The following is a 25,947-nucleotide window of genomic DNA, read 5'->3' on the forward strand; positions in this document are numbered from 1 at the left end:
AAAATCATCAGCCATGCACAACAAATTTATATTCGCCACCGGCATTGAAAACAGCTATCCTACCATTTGGAGTGAAGGTAAGAAGATACGTATCGATGAGATGGAGAAAACCGGTCATTACGGCCACTGGAAAGAAGATTTCGGCCTGGTCAAGGATTTAGGTATCGAGTTCCTGCGGTATGGGCCGCCCTATTACACGGCGCATACCGGCCCCGGCACTTATGATTGGGCAATAGCCGACAAAACGTTGCAGGAACTGAAGGACTTAGGTATTAGGCCAATACTGGATCTGTGCCATTTTGGTGTGCCTGACTGGGTAGGTGATTTTCAAAATGCCGACTGGCCGCAGCACTTTGCGGAATATGCCCGCGCTTTTGCACAGCGTTTCCCGGAGCAGCTATTTTACACCCCTGTCAACGAGATTTATGTGTGTGCGATGTTTTCCGGGCAGTATGGCTGGTGGAATGAATGCCTGAAAACGGAGAAAGGGTTCGTTACCGCACTTAAAAACCTATGTAGAGCCAACGTTTTGGCGATGCAGGCCATTGCAGAAGTGCAGCCAGATGCGACCTTTATTCAAAGTGAGTCATCCGAATACTTTCATGCCGAAGACCCTGACTGCCGGGCCAAAGCAGATTTTCTAAATGAGAAGCGGTTCCTGGCACTTGATCTGTCGTACGGGCACCCGGTGAGCGTGGACATGTACCTGTATCTGCTGGACAACGGCATGACCCATGAAGAATACCAGTGGTTCATGGATAACAATGTTACAAAGGCCAAGTGTATTATGGGTAACGATTATTATGCCACCAATGAGCACCTGGTCCATGCCGATGGCAGCACCTCCGCTTCCGGCGAAATATTCGGTTATTATATCATCACCCGGCAATACTATGAGCGTTACCGCCTGCCGGTAATGCATACCGAAACGAACATCAGTGAACCTGGATCCGTCAGCTGGCTGAAAAAGGAATGGGCCAATATCTACCGGTTTAAGCAGGACGGCTTTCCGATACTGGGTTTCACCTGGTTTAGCCTGCTCGATCAGGTGGACTGGGATTCGGCATTACGCAACAACGCCGGCAAGGTTAATCCTTTGGGCCTTTATGACCTGAACCGGAAACTACGTCCGGTGGGCGAAGCTTATAAAAAGCTGATTGAATTGTGGCGGCCGGTACTGGAGAAGGAAAATTTTGGTTTGCAGAAATACCTGTAGATTTTTACAAAAGACAATCTATCACCCCTGACAACAATTTGAGTACCTCATTTTTCACCTTTAAAAACGAAACATTATGCATTTTTCTGACTCTTTTCTGCCCACGGCCAACAGCGTTGGCATTTCATCGATGGTGGCCTATTTTTTTATGATTTTTGCAGCTTATGCCTTTCTGGGCGGGTTCATCTTTGCCTGGCTGGGTAAGTCCAGCGTAGCACCCGAGCACCGTACCTCACGGTACTTTACGGCGATCATTGCCGCGGTAGCCGGGATATCTTATATGCTGATAGCGCATTTTTACCACGAAATGCTCAGTGAGTTATCCCGCCTTACCGACCCGGCCAAACGGGAAGAGCTATTAAGGACATCTTACAACGCCATCGGTCAGCTACGATATATTGACTGGTCCGTAACCACGCCGTTGCTATTGCTTAAAACAGTAGGTATGCTAAAGATCAAGCCCAGCCAGGCCAAAACGGCGATATTCTGGCTATTGTTCGCTGATTTATTTATGGTAATTACCGGCTACATCGGCGAACAGCAGATCGGCGCTGACGGGCATATCCTGGTAGGTGATAAGCTCATCTGGGGTGCCATATCCACTGTGGGTTACATCATCATTCCAGTTGTGCTATGGAACCTGTGGAAACGCTTTAAAGACACCGTGCAACCCGAAGAACGTACCGCGTTTAAATGGCTGGCCCTTTCCACCGTTACCACCTGGGGTGTTTACCCGTTAGGTTATATCCTGACCACAGTGGATGGTTTCAATCTGAACTACATTCATATCTCCTTCAGTATATTTGATGTAATCAATAAGGTAGGCGCCGGTGCGGTGGTTTATCTGGCGGCTAAAAGCGTACTGGAAAAAAAGGTGGCGGATGACGCGGTAGCAGAGGTGCATTTGGTCGATTAATCGCTTAACTGGTTGTTCAACCCATGCATCACTTCCATGTGCGGCAGCGTGATTAGAAGTCATCTCATAAATGGTCAACGCCGTTGATTAGCTTGTTCTGTGCTTATTCACCATGCATATCGAAAGTTAATATCAAGTGCTTTCAAGCAATTTTAGGTTATTGTCAACCGAGTGTTTGAGTGCAGATTTGAATTCAGGATATCTGTGAGATATCTTCTATAAACTATTCATAAATACTCTAAAATAAATTGTATTCCTGGATACTTTGCTAATTCCATACGAGCTTGTTTATAATTACCTCATATTTTTTACCATAAAATTTAGTATCCAATAGGGTGCCCGTGCATAAGATGGCTTCCGGTAAGATCGTGGGTACTCATGCGCCTTTTAATTAACATGCTTCATTATATATTCAAGCACAGCATCTTTACTGCCGGACGGTGACTTTTGTCGTACTTGAATCAGATGGTCTGGCATTACTGGTTGATTTTTTTTGGCGTTGCAGTCCGCCCCTAAATCAAATGTAGTAGTTACCTGCATTTGTATCTTGCTGTTAGGCAATTCAAACCTATACAGTTCGCCAAAGTCGTTGGTGTTTTCACCTGTTGGTTGCCCAATAACAGTAGCCATGTGGTACTGCTTTATGGCATCAGCCAATTGCGTGGCACTTGAATAGGTTTGTGGACCTGTAATCAAATAGATTTTTCCACCAAACAATAGCTTGTTGCCCGTGAACATTGGGGATTGAGGGCCGCACTGTCTCTGGTCAAATATAGTTCCGTTAACCTGCCTGAGGTAAGAATTCCCTGTATCGCCACGACTGACAAGGTAGTTCTTATAGCGCTGGCTTACTTTCCAGTATCTGCCACCAGAAAGTGCATAGGGCTTAGTATTGAAGTAGCTAATGAGCAGATGTGCTATCAAAGCATTTCCTCCGGTATTCTGGCGCAGGTCAATAGTTAAGGTAGTGATGTTGGCCTTCTTCATCGTGGTAAAACAAGAGTCAAAGAAACGTCCGTACCTTTTGTAGTCATCTCCCATCGTAATTAGGTTCAGATAGCCCACTTTGCCGTCAATTAACCTGAAGCTGTAATCAATTCCTCTAAATTGTGGAAAGGCAACAGCTAAACTTTCTTTTAAGATTACACCTTCCTTAATCGTGGTGGTATATTTCTTTCCATCGACTGAATAAGTAACATTGAAGGGTGCAGTAACACCAGCATCATATAAATAATTGCTCAGCAGACCTAGAGCCAGTTGTTTCCTGTAAGGCAGCAATCCGCCAACGTAAGTCAGTACATCGTTGTAAAATTTCATCATATTTAAACCGTTAACGGTGAGCAGTATTGCTCCAGATGGAATCTGTGCCGGTGTGTATGAATCAATAATATAGAGCTTTCCATTCCGGCTATCTCCAACAGTTAAGGGAAAATAGATCGGTTTACGGAAGTCAGCCTTGAACTGCGGCTGAACAACGGCAGGCATCGTGTGGCCATCATTTAAGGCTGAAGTTAGCTGAGAAACTTTTAGTAACATCGATTTTATACTTATCGTATCATCAAGCGTCTGCTTCAGGCTGTCCACCTTACGATCATAAGCCTCAGCATCTATGTATAAAAAAGGATTGTAGTGTACTTCCCGAAGCACCTTATTGTACTCATCTATATCCGCTATTGCCTGGCTTCGTGTAAGTGTCTGCGCTTGGCAGAGAAGGTTATAAAACATGATCAAAAATGCAGGTACAACGATTTTCATATAACAAATTTAATCCAAGATGCAAGTTTGCAGTAAATAGTTGCGTTCCGACTGAATTTTATATCAAGTTACATCTTTTTGTAATCAGCAGATTAGAAGTTACTTCATAAACAACCATCAGCCAATTTTGTCGTTATTGAAACGAGCAATACTACCGCTTGTAGGGCTGTCTCAGTGGTAATTCATTTAATATTGAGTTCAATATAGAGGTTAAATTAGCCCCCTCTTAACAACTTGAATGTTTATAAGATAGCTTCTAGTAACTTCCTATAGATTTGAATGTGCCTAAAGCGTTAACATTTGTTTTGATAGTAAATAATCCTTAACTTAGATGTAGACAATTAGAGTTATTTGCTTCTATGCGTGATTCGTAGAGTGGCTATATTATGTTAAAATCAAAACATTGATAATCAGCTATATACAAAGGCGTGTTCTGAACCCCCCCTCTCCGCTGAAAGTAAAAATAGTTTATAACTGATTGAAAATCAATTATTTACAAGTAAAAATTAAAAGAAAGAGGGATTCGAACCTTGAATCTTTTATAGTTAAAAAACCCTCTAATTTCGCTAATTAGGGGGTTTTTGTTTTTTTAAGCCCTTTTGAATATCAAAAAATCTTCACAACCGCATTGCGTCATTCGTAGCGTCTTTTTTATCTCCAAAAAGACGCTTTAAAGGCTTAAATAATTGCAATTGAAGTATTTAAGCTAAAATTAAAAATGTTTTTCGTCAGAAAACAATTTATATTGATAATCAGATAGTTATCATTTTAAATGTCAGAAACCATTTTCAACTAAATCATTAACATTGGCCCGTATAACAGCATGTTTACAATATGAACATCTTGTTTTGCAAAGGTCTTAGCTTTAAATTTGTTAATCGTTTAAAATCATATTTATGATAGAAAAAAGTTTCGGTTATTTTTTCTTCTTGAAACAAACCAAAAACAAATGTGATGATGTCAGATTTATCTACTTGAAGATCACAGTTAATGGTAAATCAAACGAGATTTCAACTAAGCGAAAATGTGAACCGTCAAAATGGGACGCACGTTCAGGAAGGGTAAATGGTAGCAACGTGGCGACAAAAGAACTTAACCGTTTTCTTAATGTATTTGCCATGCAAGTGTATCAAGCCAAAAGATGGCTAATGGAAAACAAAAAAGAAGTGTCTGCTCAGGCCCTAAAAGAAGTAATGACGGGTAATTACGGAAAACCGAGAATAATCTCCTAAGGGCCTTTTTATTAAAGTTACATTCGCAGTTTCTCTACGGTATTGATTCCACATCTAATCGTTAAATTTTTGATTTAAGAAGATCACTTTCAAGCTTTGCTGACATTTAAAATTTGTTATGTTAGAAAAAAGCTTCGGCTTGTTTTTTTATTTAAAGCAAGCAAAAAATCAAAAGAATGAAAAACGATATGTTTATCTCCGTATCACTGTAAATGGAAGCCATCGCGAACTGTCCATCAAAAGGCAATGGATAACTGATCAATGGGACTCATCATTAGGTAGGGCAACCGGTGAAAGCGAAGATGTAAAAAAACTGAATTCATATTTAGAACTTATATCCTGTAAGGTCTATCAGGCAAAAATAAAACTCATTGAAAACAGTAAACCTATAACCGCAGAAGGCATTAAAGAAGTGCTTTTAGGAGCAGATGAAAAGAAACATTTCATTATGGCCGCATTCCTTGAACACAATGTCCAGATGCAAGCTTTAGTAGGTCTAGAAGTTGCTGCTGGTACACTAACCCGTTATAAAACCGCATACTCCCATGTAGGTAACTTTATCAAGTGGAAATATAAGAAGAATGATATAGACGTTGGTGATTTGAATTATGAATTTATTACTCAGTTCTTATTCTGGCTAAAAAGCAAAAAGAAATGCAATCATAATACGGCTATAAAATATGTGGGCAACTTTAAGAAGATTGTCCTGGAGTGCCTGAGAATGGGGTGGTTAAAAAAGGACCCATTCATACGCTTCAAAACTAAACGACAGGAAGTAATTCCAGTTGCTTTAACAAAAGGAGAAATACTTGCAATTTCTAACAAGCGATTTAAAATAGAACGAATTATTCATGTACGTGATATATTTCTTTTTTGCTGTTATACAGGGCTAGCTTATATTGATGTTTATAATTTAAAAGACTCAGATATAACCATTGGAATAGATGGTGAAAAATGGATCATCACAACCAGGCAAAAGACAAATTCATTTACAAGACTTCCTTTGCTTCCACCGGCGCTAAAAATTCTTGCCAAATACGAAAAGCATCCCAAATGTATGAGTAATGGTACTGTCCTACCTGTATTGACCAACCAAAAAATGAATTCTTATTTAAAGGAAATCGCGGACACTTGCGGTATAAAGAAAAATTTAACGTTTCATACTGCCAGGCATACTTTTGCCACTACAGTCACACTAACTAACGGGGTACCAATAGAAACGGTTTCAAAAATGCTTGGTCACAAATCACTAAAGCAAACACAGCACTATGCCAAAATTGTTGATGTAAAAATCAGTGAAGATATGAAGCAATTAAAAAAGCGATTGGAATTAATTTGACTAATTCGTTAATCATGACTTGTGGACGTTAAGTTGCCCGATATAGAGTGGATTGTAGGGTGATTTCAAATTTGCGCAACAAGCGATCAATGTTGGTTTCGAAACTACGACTAAGATACCTGATGCCAGTTTAGGTAAATGGCATTATTGTCGAATGACCGTTATCTAAATCTATACTGTTTGGACACACCGGTAATACCTATGCGGTATTTGACCATATCGACGCTGGCGCAAAAGTGGTCTGAAATACTTTCTATGGTGGAGAGGTGTTTGAGTCCCCATTGCAAACCTGCGCGGGTGATCTGCAGACAGCCACTTAAGTATTTGGCCTCCTGTTCGTGGACGGGGTTAAAATAATGCAACCCATATTGTGCGCATAGTATGGCAGATTCCAGCGGGACGGTATGTTTACGGATTATATGGGCCAACTCGTGCATGAGATTGCTTTGCTGGCGGAAGCGGGAATGGCGGTCGTTATGGATGATGATCTTTTCGCCGTGAACATTTGGCGTCCACATCGCCGAAAATTTATCGGGATCTGTCATCCGGCTGTAGTCCGGATGATCTGTTTGATCGCCAAAGATTTCGTCGACGGTAAAAACGTCCACCTGGAGGTGTTCGGCGAGCTTAAAGGCGTCCAGCGGATCGAATTTGGAAATGCCAAGGTCTTTCCGGCAGGCTTCGGATATCCGTTCAGCCTCTGCCATAAAACCGCGCGCCAGGACAGACTTACTGGGCATTGCGTTTGGATTTGGTGAAAGCCATATCGACCATGTGTACCATGGCATTGATGGTGTCGGTATCCAGTTCGCGGCTGGAGCGCAGTTGGAAGACAATCTTTTCCTTTTCGGAGATGTCTGCCGCCTCGATCTTCTCACCGGTAATAAAGGTTTCTGTGGATACGCCGAGCCAGTTGCACAGCCGGATAAAGGTCTCGACATCGGGCAGGTTACCTTGTTCAACACGCGAGAGCGTCGCCGAACTGATTCCGCCGATCTCTGTCGCGGTATCCCTTAAGCCCATTTTCCCGCGCTTGGATTTCAGCATACTGGCCAACAGTTCTGAATTTAATGTGGATTCCATGTGGGTAAGTTGTTGAAAAGTTTTATAAATAAGACATTGTTACATTAACGATACAATGTATATATTTGACAAATGAAACAATGTCACGTTGGTGATACAAATCTATAATACTTTAAACATATATACAAAATTTATTTAACCATGGAAAATTTGCAACAGTATTTCTTAAAGCCCGGTGACCAGTTGGTGGAATCCATTTTTGCCACTGGACTTACCAAACATTTCGCGGTCTACCTGGGACGCTTGTCGGACGGGCAGGAATGGATTGCCGAGAACCATCACCACACGGGTGGGGTGCGGCTGGTCACGGTGCGGAATTATGCTGCCGGGGAACGCAGCCTGGTGCGCATCGACCGTTTCAGCGGGACTGAACAGGAACGGCACCAGGTTATCCTGCGTGCGTTGCGGTTGGCGGGAAAGTCCTATGACCTGGTGCAATATAACTGTGAACATTTCGCCACAGAGGTGACGACTGGGCTGGCAGAAAGCAAACAGAAACAGGTGGGTATTCTGCTGAAAATGACCAGGTGTTCTGTCTTAAAGAGGTCAGGCGTTCCGGCGTAAACTGACCACCCCATTCCGGGGCAAACTGACCAGGGATTCCGGGCGAAACTGACCACCCCTGGAATGCAGCTGATGCGGTAGCAGCCGTCATCTTTGTAGGGTTACAAAACTCTCAAAGTATGGCTAACACTACGATCAGTATGAGTAAGATAAGAAAGATCTTAAGGATGTACACCAACGGGCGCAGCATCATGTCTATAGCAGCCCAGGCAGACGCATCCAGAAACACCGTAAAGAAGTATCTGGCCTCTTTCAAGGAGAGCGGCTTCAGCTTTGATGAAGTCAATGCTTTGAATGATAAAGAGCTGGAAGACTTGTTTGGCAAGGCTAAGGAGCGCTCTCCCAACAGCCGTATGCAAGCCATGCTGCGCTGCTTTCCCAAAGTAGACAAAGAGCTGAAACGTACCGGTGTTACCCGTCAAATGCTTTGGGAGGCTTATCGTAAAGAGTTTCCGGACGGTTACCAGTATAGCCAGTTTTGCTTTTATTATACCCAGTGGCAGGCCCGGGTTAACCCTGTGATGCACATCGACCACAAGGCCGGTGATAAGCTGTATGTGGATTTTGCCGGTCAAAAGCTGAGCATCACAAACCGGGATACCGGGGAGATCATTCCTGTCGAGGTCTTCATCGGCATACTTGGGGCCAGCCAGCTGACCTATGTCGAGGCGGTCATGAGCCAGCAAAAAGAAGACTTCATTTCCGCTTGTGAGCATACCCTGCATTACATTGGCGGCGTGCCGGAGGCCATTGTTCCGGACAATCTGAAAGCTGCCGTCACTAAAAGTAACCGTTACGAACCTACGCTGAATGAAACGTTTGAAGACTTCAGCAATCATTATTGCACGACCATCTTACCTGCCCGGGCATTCCGCCCTCGTGATAAAGCGCTGGTAGAAGGTGCCGTAAGAATCATCTATAGCCGCATTTATGTTCCCCTGCGCAAGAGCGTTTATCATTCCTTGCAAGAGCTGAATGCCGCTATTCATGAACTGCTGGAAGCCCATAATAACCGGCTGATGCAAAGCCGGCCTTACAGCAGAAGGCAGCAATTCGAGGAGGTAGAGCGTGAAACGCTTATGCCTTTACCCGTGTTGCGCTATGAGCTTAAAAAGCAGTTTCATGCCACCGTGATGAAAAACGGGCATGTCAGCCTCGGGCCTGATAAGAACTACTATAGTGTGCCTTACCGCTTCATCGGCAAAAAGATCAAGCTGCTGTATTCCAGCACGACGGTAGAGGCCTTCTATCATTATGAACGCATAGCCATTCACAAGCGTACCAAGGGGCTGCACCGCTACATTACGGATAAAGACCATCTGGCTTCCACCCACCAGTTCGTTGCCGAGTGGAACCCGGAAAAGTTCCTGTCCTGGGCCGCATCGATCCATGAGGATGTGCGCCTTTATATCCAGCATATCCTTAGCCGCAGGCACCATGCAGAGCAGGCTTACCGATCCTGCATCGGTGTGCTGGGCTTTGCCCGTAAAGCCGGGAATGAACGCCTGATCCTGGCCTGCAGAAGAGGCCTGAGTTATGGCATGTACAGTTACAAGACCATACAAATGATCCTGGAAAAGAACCTCGATCAGTACGAAGAAAGCTTATTTGCCAATGAACTTACCATGCCCGAGCATGATAACATCAGAGGCGAAGACTATTACCAGTAAACACGAATCAAGTCATATGAATACAAACACTTTAGACAAACTGCGGAAGATGAAGTTCTTCGGCATGTTCCATGCTTTTCAAAGCAGCCTGGAAACCGGGCAAACAGATCACTACACGGCCGATGAACTCTTGGCCTACCTGGTGGATGCCGAATGGGATGACCGGCATAACCGGCGTATAGAGCGCCAGATCTATCATGCCAAGTTCCGCTACAAAGCGTCCATTGAAGAGGTGAACTACCAGGCAGAGCGGAGCATTGACCGCAACCTGGTCATGCGCCTGGCGGACTGCACCTTCATTGAGCGCAATGAGAATGTGCTCCTGACCGGCAGCACCGGCATTGGCAAAAGCTACATCGCCTCTGCTATTGGTTACCAGGCCTGTATGCAGGGCTATAGGGTATTCTATGCCAGTACACCCAAGCTATTTGCCAAACTCAAGATGGCCAAGGCTGATGGCTCCTACATCAAAGAGATCGCAAAGATTGAACGCCAGCAACTGCTCATACTCGATGACTTTGGCTTGCAGCCTTTTGATGCACAAAACAGGGCTGCCCTGATGGAGATCATTGAAGACCGGCATGGTAAAGCATCCCTGATCATTACCTCACAGCTTCCGGTCAGTAAATGGCATGAGGTCATCGGTGAAAAAACAATAGCTGATGCAATATTAGACCGTATCGTACACAGCGCTCACCGGCTGGATCTCAAGGGTGAATCCATGAGAAAAAAACGCAGGGCTGATGAAAAGGAAATCAGTTACCAATAATAACTTGAGATAGCTAACTTTGTAATAATGCTTCTACAGCATTGGCTGCATCATTCCGCCAGTTCTCAGACTGGTCAGTTTGCCACGGAATAGCCTGGTCAACATCCCCGGAATACCTAGTTATTCGTCCATTGCGTGATTCGTAGCGTTCGAAAAAATTACCGCGTTAATATATTGACAGTGAGTTAGTTACAGACAAAAGTTCTGCACCCTCCCTCTCCGCAAAACTTGGTAGCAATAATAGAAAAGCCTACGAATTACTCATTCGTAGGCTTTTCTATTATTGATTTTATTTGACTATTTCAAATATAACTCTCACTGTAAAGTTAAGCTTAATGGTTTTAAAGTCAATATCACTTTCTGCTGGGGCTGCATCAGCAGTAGCCATTTTGGCCATGTACATGACCGGACGTGGAGCTGGCAGGTTTATATCATCATTTTCGGTAATATCAATAGGGTGCCCCAACTTCTCACCTACGGCGGTTAACATATATCCGGCTTTTTCACGTGCATTTAATAAAGCTTTAATTTTCAGATCGCGTTTTATTGCATCCATTTTTGAATAATCATAGCTATCAACATTAGTTGATTGTATTCCTTTAGCATCTACAACAGCCAATATTTGGTTTAATCGGTTTAAATCCTGTAGTTTAAGCCGGTACTGTTTAGCAGCCAAAAAATCAGGGTTCTTTTTTTTCTGGTATGTATTGTTATAAGCAGAAACATTGTTAATGGTAAAATCAGCTTTAGGTACGCCAGCGCTGTTAACTGCTTTCTCCAATTGATTTTCCAGTTGATCGATAGTTACTTTGTTTTTACCATCCATGTACTCTTTGAGCGATATAGAAACATAAATAATATCTGGAGTAATTTCTTGTGTAGCATTGCCGGTTACTTCAATACGATTGCGTAAGTCCATATTTTGTGCAAAACCGGTTTGAATGAATAAGCATAAAGTGGTTAATAACATTAATTTTTTCATGTATCTTATTTTAGTATATAGATGTAATACGGCTTGGAAGATTAGTTTGAAACAGGAATGTTACAAATTAATGTAAGCTATTGTTTTTGCCGATAGCATATTGAAGAGTAGTGCAGAAGTTATGGATTCATTTCTTTTAGTGTCTGAAACAGAATTGAGGCGTTATCAAGTACTTTTTTAATGTTGAACTTGTACTATTTCTTCAAAGAAAGTAGTCCAGCCATCAATTCTTCGTTAAAGTTACCAATGGTAGTATGATGCAGCAGATGATGTATTTGATCTCTTATAGCTTTAAACTGGTTGTGTAATGGGCATGGATTGATTTCTGAACATTGCTTTAAACCCAAAGCACATCCATAAAAAATTGCATTACCATCCACAGCCTCTACAATATCGCTTAAAGGTCTAGCAAGAGAGCTTTCATCTACGAAAAAGCCACCATTAGGACCTTTAGCAGAACTGATGATCCCTTTTCTACTCAAATCTTGTAAAATTTTAGCTAGGTATAGTTCCGGCGAATCAATTCCGAAAGCAATATCTTTAATGCCTACCCTGGTGCCCGAAGCTGATTTATGCGCAATATAAAACACAGCACGAATTGCATACTCACAAGTTTTTGAAAATACCGCCATAGCTAATAAGCAAGCAAAGATATAAAAAATAATAAAAGATAATTTTGTCCTTTAATAAATACTTCTTTATGTTTGCACAACCAATAAAAGATAAAAAGATATTTATATATTAAATAAAAGTTATGACAAACGAGCAGAAAGAATTAGTGAGGGGAACAGTTCCGGTTTTAAAAGAACATGGTGTAGCCTTAACTACCTATTTTTACAACCGTATGCTTACTCAAAACCCAGAGTTAAAGAACGTATTTAATAGTGCCAATCAGCATACAGGTGCCCAACCAACAGCTTTAGCTATGTCAGTGCTAGCTTATGCAGAGCATATTGACAATCCTGCTGTTTTGGGTTATGCTGTTAACAAAATAGCTAACAAACATGTAAGCTTGGATATTCGGCCAGAACAGTATGCTATAGTAGGTAAACACCTGTTGGCTTCTATAAGTGAGGTACTGGGTGAAGCTGCAAGCGCTGAGCTCATTGATGCCTGGGCTGCCGCTTACAACCAGCTGGCAAAAATCATGATCGGTGTAGAAGCTGATTTATACAGCGGCTCGGTTGCTAAAGAAGGTGGATGGAGCAGTTGGCGCCCATTTGTAGTTCAACGAAAAGAACACGAATCGGAAGAAATTACTTCATTTTATCTTTACCCTTGTGATGGTGGCAAAGTAGCTGACTTTTTACCCGGCCAATATATTACCGTACGTTTATATGTACCTGAACTGAAAGTATTACAACCTCGTCAATATAGTATATCATGCGCTCCAAATGGTGAATATTACCGTATTTCTGTAAAAAGAGAACGAGGTACCGAAGAACGTCCGGCAGGCTTTGTCAGCAACTTACTGCATAATAAAATTCAGGAGGGTGATGTTATTGAGGTAGCTCCACCTGCTGGCGATTTCACTCTAGATATGGATAAAAACACACCTGTGGTATTTATTAGCGGCGGTGTAGGCTTAACCCCCTTTATGAGCATGCTAGAATACGTTACCCAATCAGGAAAAAGCAGGCCCATTACCTGGATACATGGTTGCCGGGGCTATGCTGTACATGCTTTCAAAAACAGAGTAACCGAGCTGAGCAGCCAACACACCTCTATGTCAATCCATAACTTTTATGACAAACTAGATCAGGAAACTCAAGATAATTATTACGAAGGATATGTGGATTTAGAAAAAGTTAAAGATGCGATAGTTCCCAATGCCGATTATTATATCTGCGGCCCGGGTCTATTTATCAAAAAACACTTTGATTATTTACGTCTACAAGGTGTCAACCCGCAGGCAATACACTTTGAAGAGTTTGGTCCAGCCATTTTGGTTGTGGAATAAAAAATTTATCAAGTCAGCTTTGACAATAATTCTGATTATAAATAAAGCCCTGCAAATTTGTAGGGCTTTATTATCTGATGTGTCATCAGTGAGTTATAAATAACTTATGTACTGCTCATCAAAGCTTCCATCCGCATACAATTCAAGCAAACCATAGCCTGGCGCTGTTTCCCGTCGATTGCCCTTCCACCAGGCACCACTTACAGCGCCGTTGCATATATAAGTAACATGGTTATAAATTAATTTCTCACGCAAGTGAATATGACCACTCAGGCACAGCTTTACATTAGGATGCTTGTAGAATAGCTGTATAATTTTTGAAGTATCAGTATGCATATCGCCACCCAGCATTACCCACTTGTTAACAATATTGTCTTCAATCAGGTTAGTGGCTGTTAGGATAGGAATGTGCGACATTACCAGCACCGGCATATCGTAGGTTTGGTTTAGTTCATTCTCCAGCCATGCAAACTGTTCATCGCCTAGTTTGCCAATATACCAGGTTCCATCAATATCTAAGTGAACACTATCCAGCATAATAAATTTCCAACCAGTCTTGATGAAGCTATAATAAGGTTTGCTCAACTGCAGTTGCTCTAACGAATACTGTTTGCCATATAAAGCCTGCCCTTTATCGCTTTCATTCCACCAGATATCATGATTACCCAAAATGTAGTGAATAGGCAAACTGCATTCAGCTTTCGTGAGCTGATGCATTAATTTCCACTGCGCATCAATAGTGATGATACTCTCTTTGTTCATATCAAACACCATATCTCCCCCATTAAGTATTAAATCCACTTTAGGTGTTTGACGCTGTACATGGTGCAGGCATTGTACAAATTTAGCCGGTGCACCTAAATCATTTTTCAAATGCACATCCGTAATATGAGCAATGCGTAAAACAGGGCGCTTGTCAGCTAACGGAATAGCCGACGCTATAGCAGGCATCAACATTGCACCGCCAATACTTTTTAAAGCTGAACGTCTTTTCATGGTTAAATAGAACAGGCACTATCCTGCTTTCAATGTAACTTTTGTTTGGTAAAAAACCAATTTTAATGCTGTTTTAAAAACTCTCTATTAAAATATTGCTATTCAGTTCTCTTACCTCATTAGCATATAAAGAAAAAGAGAGAAGCACACCTCTCTCTTTTTTTTATTAATATCAATATCCCGGATTTTGATACATTTTTACCGGGTCGAGTTTGTATTCATCAAACGGTATCGGATAGTATCGGTCTTTGTTGGTAAAGTTACTTAATTGAGCCAAACCAAAATCTGTTTGTTTTTTAGCTTTAAAATAAGCTACCAGTTCATCGTTGTTAAGTGTACGTAAAAGGTCAAACCAACGATGATGCTCAAACGCTAACTCAACACGGCGCTCATGCATAATAGCCAATTTAAGGGTTGGGTATCTGCTACTGTAATCAGCATTAGTTATTGACACAGCATAAGTAGGCATACCTGCGCGGGTACGTACCATATCTAAATACTGGATAGCACCAGCGGTATCGCCAAGATAGTTACTTACTTCAGCTAACATCAGGATTAAGTCTGCATAACGCATTAAAATCCAATCGTTACCTCCGTAGCCGTTAACACCAGCTGCAGTGCTCACGTCCTTGAATTTGGTAACAAACCAATCTTTTACAATTGGATCGTTAGCATATTTTACAGAGAAAGCCATACGAGGATCGCCTGTTTCGTATTCATTGATTAAGTCATGCGTAACGTTATAACCTACACCAGAAGATATCTTTTGTGAATTGATAGTTTCACCTTTAGCCTGGTTATTTGCTGCAATTGACGAGTAATAGTTAAGATCGCCTTGGATGTTTACGATTTGGAAGATTAATTCAGGACAGGTTGTTTTCTTAGATACGTCAAAAACGTCGGTATAAGGAATACTGCTTAAAGTACCAAAAGTACGCATGTTGTATGCAGCTAATAATGCAGTTCTAGCATTATTTAAATTTGTTGTACGGTTGGCCTGATCCAGAGTAGTTGCCATGGTAAGGTATACCTGACCCAACAGGAAATTAGCAGCAGCTTTAGATGTTCTGCCGGTTGATGCCTGAAGGTTTGGTAGAGGACTATTAACAACGTCTGTCAAATCGGAAATTATCTGCTGATAAACTGTAGCTTGTGGAACTCTGGCGGTTAACGCAGCAACTTCGTCTGCTGATTTTAATTCTTTAGTTACCAAAGGAACATCCCCCCAAAGGCGCACCAATTGAAAATAAGTAAACGCACGCAAGAATTTAGCTTCGGCGGCGTATTTCTGCTTTAAAGTATTATCAGTAAAAAGCACAGCATCAATGTGTGATAACACTACATTGGCGCGGCTAATGGTTGTATATAAAGATACCCAATGGCTTTTCAGATAAGTGTTGCTTGGCAGTATTGAAAAGTTGTTGAATTGAAAAGGCTCGCCCGAGTTCGATTGGTTATCGTTGGTACCAGTATCATCAGAGCGTTGATCTGTCCACAAATCACTGGTTTCACCAACGTTATTTCCACTACGTAATGATTGGTAAATACCATTAACAGCTAATAATACGTCGTTTGGTGACTGATAGCTTGCATCGACTGTAATGGCATTAGGATCGCTTTCGTTTAGAAAGTCTTTTTTACAAGATGTGCCCATCAACAAACTAAGGCCCAGTGTTGCAATTAATATATTTTGCTTCTTCATCTCTAAATCTTTAATCTTTGTTAGAAAGTAACATTAACACCAAGGTTGTATGATCTAACCAGCGGATAAGTACCATAATCAATACCAGGTGCAAGGTTAGCAGGTTGCGTGCTGTTTGTAGCAGCGCCAGAGTAGTTATAATCTACATCGGGATTGTAGCCTTTATACTTTGTAATGGTAAATGCGTTAACAACGCTTGCAAAAACACGTGCTTTACTTAGGCCTAAGGTGTGTTGTAAAAAGCTTGGTAGAGTATAACCTAATGTTAAGTTAGTACAACGCAGGTATGAGCCGCTTTGCAGGTAAAAAGTTGATAAACGTGTACTGTTACTTTGCGTACCAGCGCGTGAAGCACGGTAAACTGTACCATTACCCGGATTAGCAGCATTACGGTAGCGGTCCGCTACGTCGGCATACTGGTTACCTGAGCCTTCCATATTGTACAGGTAATAATCTTGACCATCAAGTATCTGGTTGCCGTATGAACCGTTAAATCCTGCATTAAAGTCAAGCCGTTTGTAGCTGGTGTTTAAGGCAAAGCCATAAGTAAACTTAGCATATGGTGTACCAATAATAGTCTTATCAGCATCGTTTACCACACCATCGTTGTTGGTATCTACAAACCACAGGTCACCAATTTTGGCCGGGTTGGTTTGAGATGCAGACGGAGCCGTCTTGCCAAGGTTTTCAGCAGTGATTACACCACCAACTTTAACACCATAAAACATACCGATTGGCTGTCCCTGTTGAGTAATGCTGGTAAGGTAAGAGCGCTCTGCACCGTTGATAATAATTGTGTTATTAGGTGGCAGTTTAACCACTTTGTTGCGGTTTAGTGAAATGTTACCACTTGCACCAAAGTTGAAATCTTTAGTATTGATGATCTTGCCATCTAACTGTAAATCAAAACCAGTATTGCGGATTTTCGAATCGCGTAGGTTGGTCAAAATGGTAGTGCTACCAGCTATTGCCGAAATGGGCTGATTATACAATAAATTGTAGGAATAGCTTAAGTAGTAGTTGGCAATGATTGAAAGGCGGCCTCTAAACAAAGAGATATCTGTACCAATATTGTACTGCGAAGTAGTTTCCCAGCTCAACTTATTATCTTGAATACCACCTGGGTAAGTTGTAGTTACCGCGCTATTACCATCAAGCACAGCACCGCTAGGGCTTGTTGCTAATGTTTGCTGGATACGGTAGTTTGGAATATTGAAGTTACCGCTTTTACCCCAGCTTGCACGAAGCTTAACAGTTGACTGTTCACCAAGGAAGTCATGATAAAAGTTTTCGTCAGACAAGTTCCACCCTGCAGCAACTGATGGGAAGTAGCCATATTTATTTGCCGGTCCGAAACGAGAAGAACCATCAGCACGGAATGAAGCTGTTAAAAAGTATTTGCCTGCATAGTTATAATTGGCACGGCCAAGGTATGATAACAACGTATATGCGCTTTTGTAAGCTGAGTTTAACGAAAAGTTAGCAGCCAAGGCGCCTCTATTTGATATTTCCGGAATGTTATCATTCTGAAAGCCATTAGCTTTTACGCTAATATAATCAGCAGTAGTTCTTTGCGCAGTGTAACCAGCCAAAGCATCAAAGTGGTGTTTACCTATTTGTTTGTTATAGTTTAAGGTAAACTCGGCAAGTTTGTCAACAGTTTCCAGGTTTGATGCCTGTGCATTAGCAGCTAAGATTGATTGTTGTGAGCCCGGAGCAAAAGTACCGCTACTTAACGTAGTTGGGTAATAATAGTCATACTTTTCAGTGTAGGTTTCGGTACCCAGGTTAGCTTTAAAATCAAAGCCTGGTAAAATATGATACGTTGCAGCTGCATTATAATGGCTACGGTATCCTTTTCTATTAATTTTGATACGCTCTGCAAGTGCAAGCGGATTTTCAATGCCTTGGTAACCATATTGAGTTGAGCCGGCTGCTTCAGCATTTGTAGCCAATGATCCATCTGCATTATAAGCAGGCAGGTAAGGCATATAAATAAGCGCACCAAGAATTGGGCTATGGTCAAAACGTCCTTCCTGGGTTTCCTGGTTGTTATTTTGTGTATAAGAAATGTTAGCTGCGATATGGATACGCTTGTTAACATCACCGTCAACATTGGTACGGAAGTTAACCCGCTGTTGTCCAGTACTTAAAATAATACCTGGCTGATTCTGGTATGAACCGCTTACATAATAACGAATAGCATCTGATGCGCCCGAAAACGATAAGGTATGCCTTTGCATAATCGCATTGCGGTAAAGCTCATCCTGCCAATCGGTATTTACCGTTTGCTTAATAGGGGTTTGTGTAGCAAAGTTATACAACCCATCAGGAATACTCACACTGCCTGTATTACTAACGTTAGCTACACGGGTCGCATTATTGTCAGAATACATAGCATCGTTCCACACATGGCCACTGTTAACCCAAAGGTCATGGTAAGCATTGTTACGGCCATCAATAAGTAACAAAGCAGCTTGATCGGCATCAAGCAACTTTACTTTATGAGCCAACTGGTTGACGCCGGTTTGCACATCATACTCAAACTGACCTTTGCCTTTTTTACCTTTTTTGGTAGTGATTAACACAACACCACCTGAAGCGCGTGATCCATAAATTGCGGCAGAGGCGGCATCTTTTAAAATGTCGATACTTTCAATATCTTCAGGATTAATGTAAATGTCATTTCCAGAAGGGTAACCATCAATAACGTACAATGGATCAGAGCTGGCGTTGAATGAACCTATACCCCTAACCCTGATTTTTGGACTGGTATAAGGCGCACCGCCAGTTTGTGAAACTTGTACACCAGATACCTTACCAACAAGCGCTTGGCCTAATGTAGGTGAAGAAAGGTTAAGATCGCTTGATTTTACGCTGGCAATAGAACCGGTAACATCGCTTTTACGTATGGTTTGGTAACCAATAGCCACCACCTCGTTAAGCGTGTTTGCCTGTGGTTTTAGCTGAATAGTAATGTTAGTATCATCACCTATTGTTCTTTCCTGGGTAAAATAACCTATGAATGAAAAAACAAGAACAGTACCTTTAGGAGCAGAGATAAAATACTTACCATCTGCGTCTGTAGATACACCTTTATTAGAGTCTTTCATATGTACTGTAACTCCTGGCAGCGAACGGCCATTTTCATCATTTACAGTACCGGATATCTTTATTGAGCTCTGACTATTCTGTGCTGTTACCTGTTCCGTAACCAGAAAAGCCATAATAAAAAGAAAAAGGAGTTTCCTTAAAAGATTATAGGTAATCTTTTTATTCATATTTTTAAAGGTTTATTGTTTAAAGAGACATGAAGCTTGTGAGCGCTTAATACAGAGACTTGACAATGGACCGGACCGTGTGAATGCGCCAACATTCACCGGTTCTTTTTAATCGCCGGAACCGATACGGAGCGTAGTTGTCGGTTTTACATAGGCATCGCTTTTAAGTTGAATCAATAGTTCTAATTACAATCCTCCCAATGGAACTTTGTTATCTATAACACAAGTGCAAAGTTTAAAAGAATACCTTGTAATATTGACAACAAAGCTATACTAGGTATCTTAACCCTGAGCTACATTAAAGTTAAGTTTATATTAATAGAAAATAAGAAGCCGGACGGGTGTCCGGCTTCTTCAGTACCTTTATAAGCTAGCTTTCTACCAGCGTGTACTTATGTAATTTACATTGTTTTTTTTAAATGAGGTTACGGCAATACCTTTATCACTACTGCTTAAATAAGCAAAACCTTCCAGTTCATCGTCACGCATAAAATTATCTTGCCGATTTATTACCACCTGCTTTCCTGTATTGAGTGATTTTTCCAAATCAACATAGGTAAAGCACCATTGTCTGCCTTCAATTTTGTTTTGAATGAGCATTAGCTGGCCTTTATCAGCTAACCAGTGAAGATTTTGAACCCAAGGTGTACAGGTGAAGTTTTTAAATAACACGCCCGGTTCACTAGTCTTCTTACAACTACTTAATTTTTCAGGATCGTATAAGCGCACTTCGTTGCCGTTTTTACCATAGTCAGCAGTGGCAACGTACCATTTATTATGATACTTTACATACTCGGGCCGTGTACCTTGAATGCAAACATCATCTTCAATGGTATTAAGTAAGTTCCCATCTAAAGTGCCGGTTTTAAGCAGGCCGTTCCAATTTACTAAGTAAATTACTGCACGCCACTTTGTGCCATCTGCGTTCAGCCTGACAGAATTACCAATAAACGTAGGCCCTGAACCGTTATAAGCAATCCCGGTTGGATGATTAATTACATCTTGTCCATTAATGGTTAATTTACTTTCTTTATGCTGGTATACCAAGCTATCATGAATTAGCTTGTATTCCCTGATTACGCCCACTTCACGATCACCATACAGGAAAATACGCCCACGCTGATAGGAAACACCCTGGCATGCCCCTAATGAATCAACCGTAGTTTCCTTATTAATGCGCATACTAAACTGGTTACCTGCAAAAGAGGATAACACCCAAAGTACAACTACCAGACAAAGTATTTTTTTCATTGTTAAGCTTCTATTAAAATTCTATGGATCGAGTGGCTCATAAGGATTAATTTGCAAAGCACTTGTAAGAGGGTAAAATTCAATTTCGGTATCAGAGATATGTTTGCCTAGATTGTAAGGCACATATTTTAACTCCCTCATACAACGCGCAGCCATGTTGATAATACCATTAGTTTGCGATCGGTCGGTAATCACTATTCCGGGTTTATTTAATGGTATGCCATACTTGAACATCAATCTAGCACCATTACGCATGTTGGTAGTTGTATGCCGTGCATGTGGCTCCATAATAATGGCACTTGCCGGCACATGCACCGTTTCAACCAAAAACTTCTTCATCTCTTCAGCTTCGCAGTACTTGGTTTTATAAGGATGTACCTTACCGCCAGATACCATAATAAAAGGTGCAGCATGTTTAAAGTACTGCTGTGCTGCCAAACGACACCTTAGCATACCATCGGGAGTAATTTCAGTGGTGAGATCGTCGGCACCAGCCCCGGGGACCAGAATTACACTGTATGGGTAGGTACTCCACTTTGTAATTTTAATCTGTTCGACGGCAGCCTTATTTACCGTGTTTTGCATAGGTTCATAATTTGCAGGATCATGCCTACCATTTATTTCCAAATAAAGCAGCGCTGCTTGCATTCCGGGTTCAAAGAACAACTTTTCAGTTTTAGCATCTTCTGCCAAAACTCCAGCCGCATTGTATAAAAATATAGGATAGCTTTTCGCTTTAACGTTAAAGCTGATAGAATCAATTTGTGGATAGTTGGGCTTTTGCCCTCCGGCATAAACATCAATTACGTAATTGATACCTGCTGCATCCTGCTCCCAGGCTTTTACTAAAAGTTCAACAGGTGAAGCATCTTTATAGAGGTTATACCTACCTGATGGAGTAAGTTTTCCCTGTACCAATTTACCCAATGGGTTTGCTGGCTGATACAATGCCTGTAACCTATCACTCACCAATTTGATTTCCGTATCAGAAAACTTGTTATTAGCGGTAAAACACGAAACCTCTTTACAGTTTAAAGATGCCGTACAGGCATCTACTTTTTCTTTGGTAAGCCGTGCAAGTTGCGGATCATTAATTAACATTTTACTAACTTCTACGTCTTGCTGTAACAAGGTAAGTAGATAGTAATTTTTAATCTGCATCCAATTGGCAGATACATTGGCTTTGTCAAGCAGCATGGGTTTTACTGCTTGTGAAAAAGCAGTAAAACTTGTACAAGCGAACAATACAAACAATAGTATTTTTTTCATATTACATGATTAAGCGAAAACACGAACAACTCATATTTAATATAAACTATAGGTTAGCATAAGAGGTTACTCATGTAACTTCTTTTTTCGTAAATAATCAAGCAACTGCTGTGGCCTATCTGTTTGAACAATGGCGGCATCATGGGCAATGATCCAATCCCAGCTATCTTTTTTATTATTTTCATCCACAGCTAAGTCATCATCATGTCCCGCATTCAATGATGCCCATAATGAGTTAATCCAAATTTTAGCACCTGTCTTGGTAATAAACTGATGATCAGTCAATATTTTTGAAGTATCTCGTGTAAAGTTCATTTCGAAACCATAAGGCTTCATATTTTTCAGGTAATCAGTAATAAACTTTTTAGCGTAGGGTTTATCTAAATTGACCACCGGCATATAAATAATGTTGCTTATCAATTGTGGATATCGAGCTTTCAAACTATCATAAGGTAGTTCAGATTTGAATATGGCCTGCTTTAATGTGCCGGTTTGTTGTAAAATGGTGTAAGCCTCATTGTAATAAGGCCAGCTTTTATCCAAGTTTACTTTAACCGAAGTACCTTTAAGTGCCAACATTACTTCTTTAAGCGTTGGTATCGGATTGTAGGCAGTTACACGTCCTAACCCGTTTTTCAATCTCAATTGACGAATCTCTTCAAAAGTATAATCGGCAGGTTTACCTTTACCATCAGTAGTACGGCTAATGGTTTCATCATGCATAATTACGATTTCGCCATCTTTAGTCTTTTTTAAATCCAACTCCACAATATCAACCCCCATGGCAGCAGCACTTTGAAATGCTCTTAGTGAATTTTCCGGAGCATTACGCCAGTCTCCACGGTGTGCAGCCACCATTACCTTGCTTTGAGCAGTAGCAAGCTGAAACGCAAAAAATGAACTAATGATAGTTAGAGTAAATACTTTCATACAATTTAGTTTGTGCTATAAAAGTATAGCTTACTTGCCTACGGCTACCAGCCAATTAATTATATAATATTCCGCTAACAATTATTTAGCGTTAACGGAATGCCTTAACAAGCTTTCAAATGCCCAGCAATGGATTAATCTATATAATACAAGACTTTATAAACATACTATTAACAACGCAAACTCTATTTCAACAGAAAAGCAGACTGTATTCGATCAGTAATGCGTATCTACCGAATAAACTTATGCATTTCAGAGTTTTAAGCAGAACTATAATCCGACCATAAAAACAATTTTGACACTTGATGGCAAAAACCAAAGCTAATTTTGATATTGAAAATATAGAATTATCCAAATTGACTCGGGTACTTGCCTTATCTGCCCGAATTACTATTATTTACATTTCATTAGAAGATTATATCCCTTCCTATATTTTTATTGAATAGCCTCGTTTTAAATATTTAGCTTTTTTAATTCAATATAATACCTTGTATTACAGAATTTTATATGCAAATAACAATTCATATAAACTACAAATCAAAGAACACTGTTTGGAATTAATCTAAATAAGACTATATTTGTCAAAGCAATATAAAAATTGAGCCGTACAGCGGGAACTATACGGCTCTTCCCAGCGGGAACTGGGATGCTTCTCAAAGAGTCATTTAAAAAGCAATGCAATTTACAAAAAATCTGCTATTGGCATTCTTGTGTGCCTGTAGTTTTTTTACCTACGCTCAAAACTTATCAACGCTCAAGGGCTATCTGAAAAACAATGCAGACGAGCCTCTTGCAGGAGTTACCGTTACTCTACAGAACACTACTTCCGGCACTATTTCTGATGATTCAGGCTTTTTCATGCTACGCAATTTAAAACCAGGTCATTATACATTAGTACTACGTGCTATAGGGTATAAAACACAAGTAAAACAGGTTAGCCTGAACCAAACTAACAATGCTACTTTAAAAATAACCCTAGACGACAATACTGTTGACATGCAAACAGTTACTGTTACCGGACGTAGTGCTGTTCAGGAAAGTAATCGTCAAGCCTTTAATGTAACAGCTGTAGATGCTAAAAAGTTATATAATACTACGCTAAACTTAGCAGATGCGCTTGATAGGGTATCGGGTGTACGTGTTCGGGAGTCAGGTGGTGTAGGTTCAGATTTTAACTTATCACTCAATGGTTTGTCAGGCAATCACGTGCGTTTTTTCATTGATGGAATACCCATGGAAAACTTTGGTAGTTCTTTCCAAATCAACAATATCCCTATCAATATTGCCGAACGCGTTGAAGTTTACAAGGGTGTTGTACCTGTATGGTTAGGCTCCGATGCATTGGGAGGCGCAATTAACATTATTACTGGCGACCGTTATCGCAACTACATCGATGCATCATACTCCTATGGTTCTTTTAATACGCACCGTAGCGTAATTAACGCAGCAGTTACCAGCAAAAAGGGCTATACCCTACAACTAAATGCATTTCAAAATTATTCGGATAACGACTATAAAGTTAAAGTTGATGTTTCTGATGCTTATACAGGAGCTTATACACCAAACGCTATTGTACGCCGGTTTCATGATCAGTATCACAATGAAACATTAATTGCCAATATTGGCGTGGTTGACAAGAGATTTGCCGATAAACTATTATTCGGTATTACTCTAGGTAAAAACTATAAAGAGATACAAACAGGCGCTCGCATGGTTTCTGTATTTGGAGCTTGGCATCGTCGGGGTGATATTGTAATGCCCACCTTCAAATACAAAAAAGTAAACCTCATTAAAGGTCTTGATTTAACCTTAAATGCCAACTACAACTTAGGTACCGAACAAAATATTGATACCGTAAATGGCCGGTATGATTGGTATGGAACTCTTAAACCTACTGGATCTAATGGTGAACGGTCCAGAAGTTTGTACAAATACAAAAACCATAATGGTATTGCCACAGCAATGGCGAACTACCGCCTGAGTGATAATCAAAGCATTGCAGTAAGCGATGTTTTTAACACCTTTAATCGCAAAGGCAGCGATGTACTAAATCCTACTGTTACCGCAAACGAGCTACCGAAGAAAACGCAAAAGAATGTATTAGGGATTGGCTATACCTATGATATAAAAGATAAGTGGAGTGCCTCAATTTTTGGTAAACAGTTGTACCAACACAATGTTACCGGCAATGCTCAAGGCCAGGCTTCAACCAATAAATTCGGGTATGGTGTTGCAGCAACCTATTTTGTAATCCCTAACCTGCAAATAAAATCTTCATACGAATTAACAAATCGATTACCAGAGGCTCAAGAGATTTTCGGTGATGTTGAAAATCAAGAAGGCAATCCAAACCTGAAGCCAGAGCAAAGCAAAAATGTGAACTTAGGTTTGAACTACAACTTTGCTATTAACTCAGATAACCGGTTTTTAGTAAATGCTAATGCATTCTATCGGCATGCAAGTAACTTCATCTTTTACAGGCTAAATAATAACCAAACCAAATTGGTAGCAGATAATCGTGATGGCGTAAGCACCATTGGTGGTGATGGCGAAATCAGATACTCCTATCGGAGCTGGCTTTCTGTTGGGACAACGCTCACTTACCAGTACCTGCAAAACTTGCAAAAATATGAACCTGGTTATACCAGCGTAAGTTTATTGTACAAAGATCAAATGCCAAACATTCCTTTCTTATTTGGCAACAGTGATGCTTCTGTATCGCTCAAAAACGTAGGAAGGTCGGGTAATAATTTAAATATCAGTTACAACCTACTATATGTACATGCTTTCTGGCTTTACTGGCCAAGCTATGGCGGCAGAAATGAAACTGAAAAAAAATATGGTATTCCACAGCAAATAAGCCATGATGTTAGCTTGGTTTACACCATGGCAGGCGGTAAATACAATGTTGGGCTTGAATGTCGTAATCTCTTTAATGCTTACCTATACGACAACTTCAGTTTGCAAAAGCCTGGACGCGCATTCTACCTTAACCTCAGATATTTCTTTAACAAAACCCACAAATAATTTTT

Annotated in this window: 20 protein-coding genes; 9 read left to right on the forward strand and 11 right to left on the reverse strand. The window is 40.8% G+C overall.

Annotated features, from left to right (window positions below; genetic code table 11):
- The first annotated feature begins 13 nt into the window (after positions 1-13).
- Positions 14-1,216, forward strand: coding sequence for a family 1 glycosylhydrolase (locus tag HH214_RS05860; RefSeq protein ID WP_169606444.1), 1,203 nt, complete (start codon positions 14-16; stop codon positions 1,214-1,216).
- A gap of 76 nt (positions 1,217-1,292) precedes the next feature.
- Positions 1,293-2,132, forward strand: coding sequence for a bacteriorhodopsin (locus tag HH214_RS05865; RefSeq protein WP_169606445.1), 840 nt, complete (start codon positions 1,293-1,295; stop codon positions 2,130-2,132).
- 387 nt (positions 2,133-2,519) lie between these two features.
- Here the strand turns inward: HH214_RS05865 and HH214_RS05870 are convergent, their stop codons facing one another.
- Complete coding sequence (locus HH214_RS05870) at positions 2,520-3,887, reverse strand: S41 family peptidase (protein WP_169606446.1); 1,368 nt, start codon at positions 3,885-3,887, stop codon at positions 2,520-2,522.
- An 896-nt stretch (positions 3,888-4,783) separates the two neighbouring features.
- Here HH214_RS05870 and HH214_RS05875 point away from each other — a divergent pair.
- Both HH214_RS05875 and HH214_RS05880 read left to right on the forward strand, forming a co-directional pair.
- Positions 4,784-5,119, forward strand: coding sequence for an Arm DNA-binding domain-containing protein (locus HH214_RS05875; protein ID WP_169606447.1), 336 nt, complete (start codon positions 4,784-4,786; stop codon positions 5,117-5,119).
- A gap of 118 nt (positions 5,120-5,237) precedes the next feature.
- The gene (locus tag HH214_RS05880; RefSeq protein ID WP_169606448.1) at positions 5,238-6,458 is read left to right on the forward strand and encodes a site-specific integrase; all 1,221 of its coding nucleotides are present in this window, start codon (positions 5,238-5,240) and stop codon (positions 6,456-6,458) included.
- 161 nt (positions 6,459-6,619) lie between these two features.
- Here HH214_RS05880 and HH214_RS05885 read toward each other — a convergent pair whose 3' ends face one another.
- Together HH214_RS05885 and HH214_RS05890 are read right to left on the reverse strand one after the other, a co-directional pair.
- Positions 6,620-7,198: an ImmA/IrrE family metallo-endopeptidase gene (locus HH214_RS05885; protein WP_169606449.1), complete on the reverse strand. Its 579-nt coding sequence runs from the start codon at positions 7,196-7,198 to the stop codon at positions 6,620-6,622.
- The gene (locus HH214_RS05890) at positions 7,188-7,541 is read right to left on the reverse strand and encodes a helix-turn-helix domain-containing protein (protein WP_169606450.1); all 354 of its coding nucleotides are present in this window, start codon (positions 7,539-7,541) and stop codon (positions 7,188-7,190) included. The genes HH214_RS05885 and HH214_RS05890 overlap by 11 nt, the downstream gene beginning before the upstream one ends.
- Positions 7,542-7,682: 141 nt before the next feature.
- On the opposite strand from HH214_RS05890, the gene HH214_RS05895 reads away from it, so the two are divergent.
- The 3 genes from HH214_RS05895 to istB all read left to right on the forward strand — a co-directional run bounded on the left by HH214_RS05895 (position 7,683) and on the right by istB (position 10,544).
- The gene (locus HH214_RS05895; RefSeq protein ID WP_169606451.1) at positions 7,683-8,105 is read left to right on the forward strand and encodes a lecithin retinol acyltransferase family protein; all 423 of its coding nucleotides are present in this window, start codon (positions 7,683-7,685) and stop codon (positions 8,103-8,105) included.
- Positions 8,106-8,245: 140 nt separating this feature from the next.
- Entirely contained in the window at positions 8,246-9,775 is a 1,530-nt protein-coding gene (gene istA, locus HH214_RS05900) for an IS21 family transposase (RefSeq protein WP_248282179.1), read from the forward strand.
- Positions 9,776-9,791: 16 nt separating this feature from the next.
- On the forward strand, positions 9,792-10,544 hold the full coding sequence (gene istB / locus HH214_RS05905) for an IS21-like element helper ATPase IstB (protein WP_169605652.1): 753 nt from the start codon (positions 9,792-9,794) through the stop codon (positions 10,542-10,544).
- A 289-nt stretch (positions 10,545-10,833) separates the two neighbouring features.
- Here istB and HH214_RS05910 read toward each other — a convergent pair whose 3' ends face one another.
- On the reverse strand, positions 10,834-11,526 hold the full coding sequence (locus tag HH214_RS05910) for an SIMPL domain-containing protein (RefSeq protein ID WP_169606452.1): 693 nt from the start codon (positions 11,524-11,526) through the stop codon (positions 10,834-10,836).
- A 194-nt stretch (positions 11,527-11,720) separates the two neighbouring features.
- Positions 11,721-12,158 carry an RrF2 family transcriptional regulator gene (locus HH214_RS05915; RefSeq protein ID WP_169606453.1) on the reverse strand — a complete coding sequence of 146 codons (438 nt, stop codon included), beginning with the start codon at positions 12,156-12,158 and terminating at the stop codon, positions 11,721-11,723.
- A 122-nt stretch (positions 12,159-12,280) separates the two neighbouring features.
- Between HH214_RS05915 and hmpA the strand changes: the two genes are divergently transcribed.
- Positions 12,281-13,486 (forward strand): NO-inducible flavohemoprotein, encoded by a 1,206-nt coding sequence (gene hmpA / locus HH214_RS05920; protein ID WP_169606454.1) that lies wholly within the window; start codon positions 12,281-12,283, stop codon positions 13,484-13,486.
- A gap of 93 nt (positions 13,487-13,579) precedes the next feature.
- Here hmpA and HH214_RS05925 read toward each other — a convergent pair whose 3' ends face one another.
- From HH214_RS05925 to HH214_RS05950, 6 genes are all read right to left on the reverse strand, one after another.
- Positions 13,580-14,482 carry a metallophosphoesterase family protein gene (locus tag HH214_RS05925; protein ID WP_169606455.1) on the reverse strand — a complete coding sequence of 301 codons (903 nt, stop codon included), beginning with the start codon at positions 14,480-14,482 and terminating at the stop codon, positions 13,580-13,582.
- A 172-nt stretch (positions 14,483-14,654) separates the two neighbouring features.
- Complete coding sequence (locus HH214_RS05930) at positions 14,655-16,184, reverse strand: RagB/SusD family nutrient uptake outer membrane protein (protein ID WP_169606456.1); 1,530 nt, start codon at positions 16,182-16,184, stop codon at positions 14,655-14,657.
- 20 nt (positions 16,185-16,204) lie between these two features.
- Positions 16,205-19,465, reverse strand: a complete 3,261-nt coding sequence (locus HH214_RS05935) for a SusC/RagA family TonB-linked outer membrane protein (protein WP_169606457.1) — start codon at positions 19,463-19,465, stop codon at positions 16,205-16,207.
- Positions 19,466-19,843: 378 nt separating this feature from the next.
- Entirely contained in the window at positions 19,844-20,716 is an 873-nt protein-coding gene (locus tag HH214_RS05940) for a hypothetical protein (RefSeq protein ID WP_169606458.1), read from the reverse strand.
- Between the two features lie 21 nt (positions 20,717-20,737).
- Positions 20,738-21,985: a YdcF family protein gene (locus HH214_RS05945; protein ID WP_169606459.1), complete on the reverse strand. Its 1,248-nt coding sequence runs from the start codon at positions 21,983-21,985 to the stop codon at positions 20,738-20,740.
- Positions 21,986-22,051: 66 nt separating this feature from the next.
- Positions 22,052-22,915 (reverse strand): glycerophosphodiester phosphodiesterase family protein, encoded by an 864-nt coding sequence (locus HH214_RS05950; protein WP_169606460.1) that lies wholly within the window; start codon positions 22,913-22,915, stop codon positions 22,052-22,054.
- 675 nt (positions 22,916-23,590) lie between these two features.
- Here HH214_RS05950 and HH214_RS05955 point away from each other — a divergent pair.
- Positions 23,591-25,942: a TonB-dependent receptor gene (locus HH214_RS05955; protein WP_169606461.1), complete on the forward strand. Its 2,352-nt coding sequence runs from the start codon at positions 23,591-23,593 to the stop codon at positions 25,940-25,942.
- Positions 25,943-25,947 lie beyond the last annotated feature (5 nt).

This window comes from Mucilaginibacter robiniae (assembly GCF_012849215.1).
Taxonomy (GTDB): Bacteria; Bacteroidota; Bacteroidia; order Sphingobacteriales; family Sphingobacteriaceae; genus Mucilaginibacter; species Mucilaginibacter robiniae.

Excerpts from the sequence above, each read along its gene's own strand:
- HH214_RS05860 (WP_169606444.1), top strand. The coding sequence starts at position 14 with ATGCACAACAAATTTATATTCGCCACCGGCATTGAAAACAGCTATCCT.
- HH214_RS05935 (WP_169606457.1), bottom strand. The coding sequence starts at position 19,465 with ATGAATAAAAAGATTACCTATAATCTTTTAAGGAAACTCCTTTTTCTT.
- hmpA (WP_169606454.1), top strand. The coding sequence starts at position 12,281 with ATGACAAACGAGCAGAAAGAATTAGTGAGGGGAACAGTTCCGGTTTTA.
- HH214_RS05865 (WP_169606445.1), top strand. The coding sequence starts at position 1,293 with ATGCATTTTTCTGACTCTTTTCTGCCCACGGCCAACAGCGTTGGCATT.
- HH214_RS05950 (WP_169606460.1), bottom strand. The coding sequence starts at position 22,915 with ATGAAAGTATTTACTCTAACTATCATTAGTTCATTTTTTGCGTTTCAG.
- istA (WP_248282179.1), top strand. The coding sequence starts at position 8,246 with ATGAGTAAGATAAGAAAGATCTTAAGGATGTACACCAACGGGCGCAGC.
- HH214_RS05880 (WP_169606448.1), top strand. The coding sequence starts at position 5,238 with ATGTTAGAAAAAAGCTTCGGCTTGTTTTTTTATTTAAAGCAAGCAAAA.
- HH214_RS05930 (WP_169606456.1), bottom strand. The coding sequence starts at position 16,184 with ATGAAGAAGCAAAATATATTAATTGCAACACTGGGCCTTAGTTTGTTG.
- HH214_RS05945 (WP_169606459.1), bottom strand. The coding sequence starts at position 21,985 with ATGAAAAAAATACTATTGTTTGTATTGTTCGCTTGTACAAGTTTTACT.
- HH214_RS05875 (WP_169606447.1), top strand. The coding sequence starts at position 4,784 with ATGATAGAAAAAAGTTTCGGTTATTTTTTCTTCTTGAAACAAACCAAA.
- HH214_RS05915 (WP_169606453.1), bottom strand. The coding sequence starts at position 12,158 with ATGGCGGTATTTTCAAAAACTTGTGAGTATGCAATTCGTGCTGTGTTT.
- istB (WP_169605652.1), top strand. The coding sequence starts at position 9,792 with ATGAATACAAACACTTTAGACAAACTGCGGAAGATGAAGTTCTTCGGC.
- HH214_RS05890 (WP_169606450.1), bottom strand. The coding sequence starts at position 7,541 with ATGGAATCCACATTAAATTCAGAACTGTTGGCCAGTATGCTGAAATCC.
- HH214_RS05955 (WP_169606461.1), top strand. The coding sequence starts at position 23,591 with ATGCAATTTACAAAAAATCTGCTATTGGCATTCTTGTGTGCCTGTAGT.
- HH214_RS05940 (WP_169606458.1), bottom strand. The coding sequence starts at position 20,716 with ATGAAAAAAATACTTTGTCTGGTAGTTGTACTTTGGGTGTTATCCTCT.
- HH214_RS05910 (WP_169606452.1), bottom strand. The coding sequence starts at position 11,526 with ATGAAAAAATTAATGTTATTAACCACTTTATGCTTATTCATTCAAACC.
- HH214_RS05925 (WP_169606455.1), bottom strand. The coding sequence starts at position 14,482 with ATGAAAAGACGTTCAGCTTTAAAAAGTATTGGCGGTGCAATGTTGATG.
- HH214_RS05895 (WP_169606451.1), top strand. The coding sequence starts at position 7,683 with ATGGAAAATTTGCAACAGTATTTCTTAAAGCCCGGTGACCAGTTGGTG.
- HH214_RS05885 (WP_169606449.1), bottom strand. The coding sequence starts at position 7,198 with ATGCCCAGTAAGTCTGTCCTGGCGCGCGGTTTTATGGCAGAGGCTGAA.
- HH214_RS05870 (WP_169606446.1), bottom strand. The coding sequence starts at position 3,887 with ATGAAAATCGTTGTACCTGCATTTTTGATCATGTTTTATAACCTTCTC.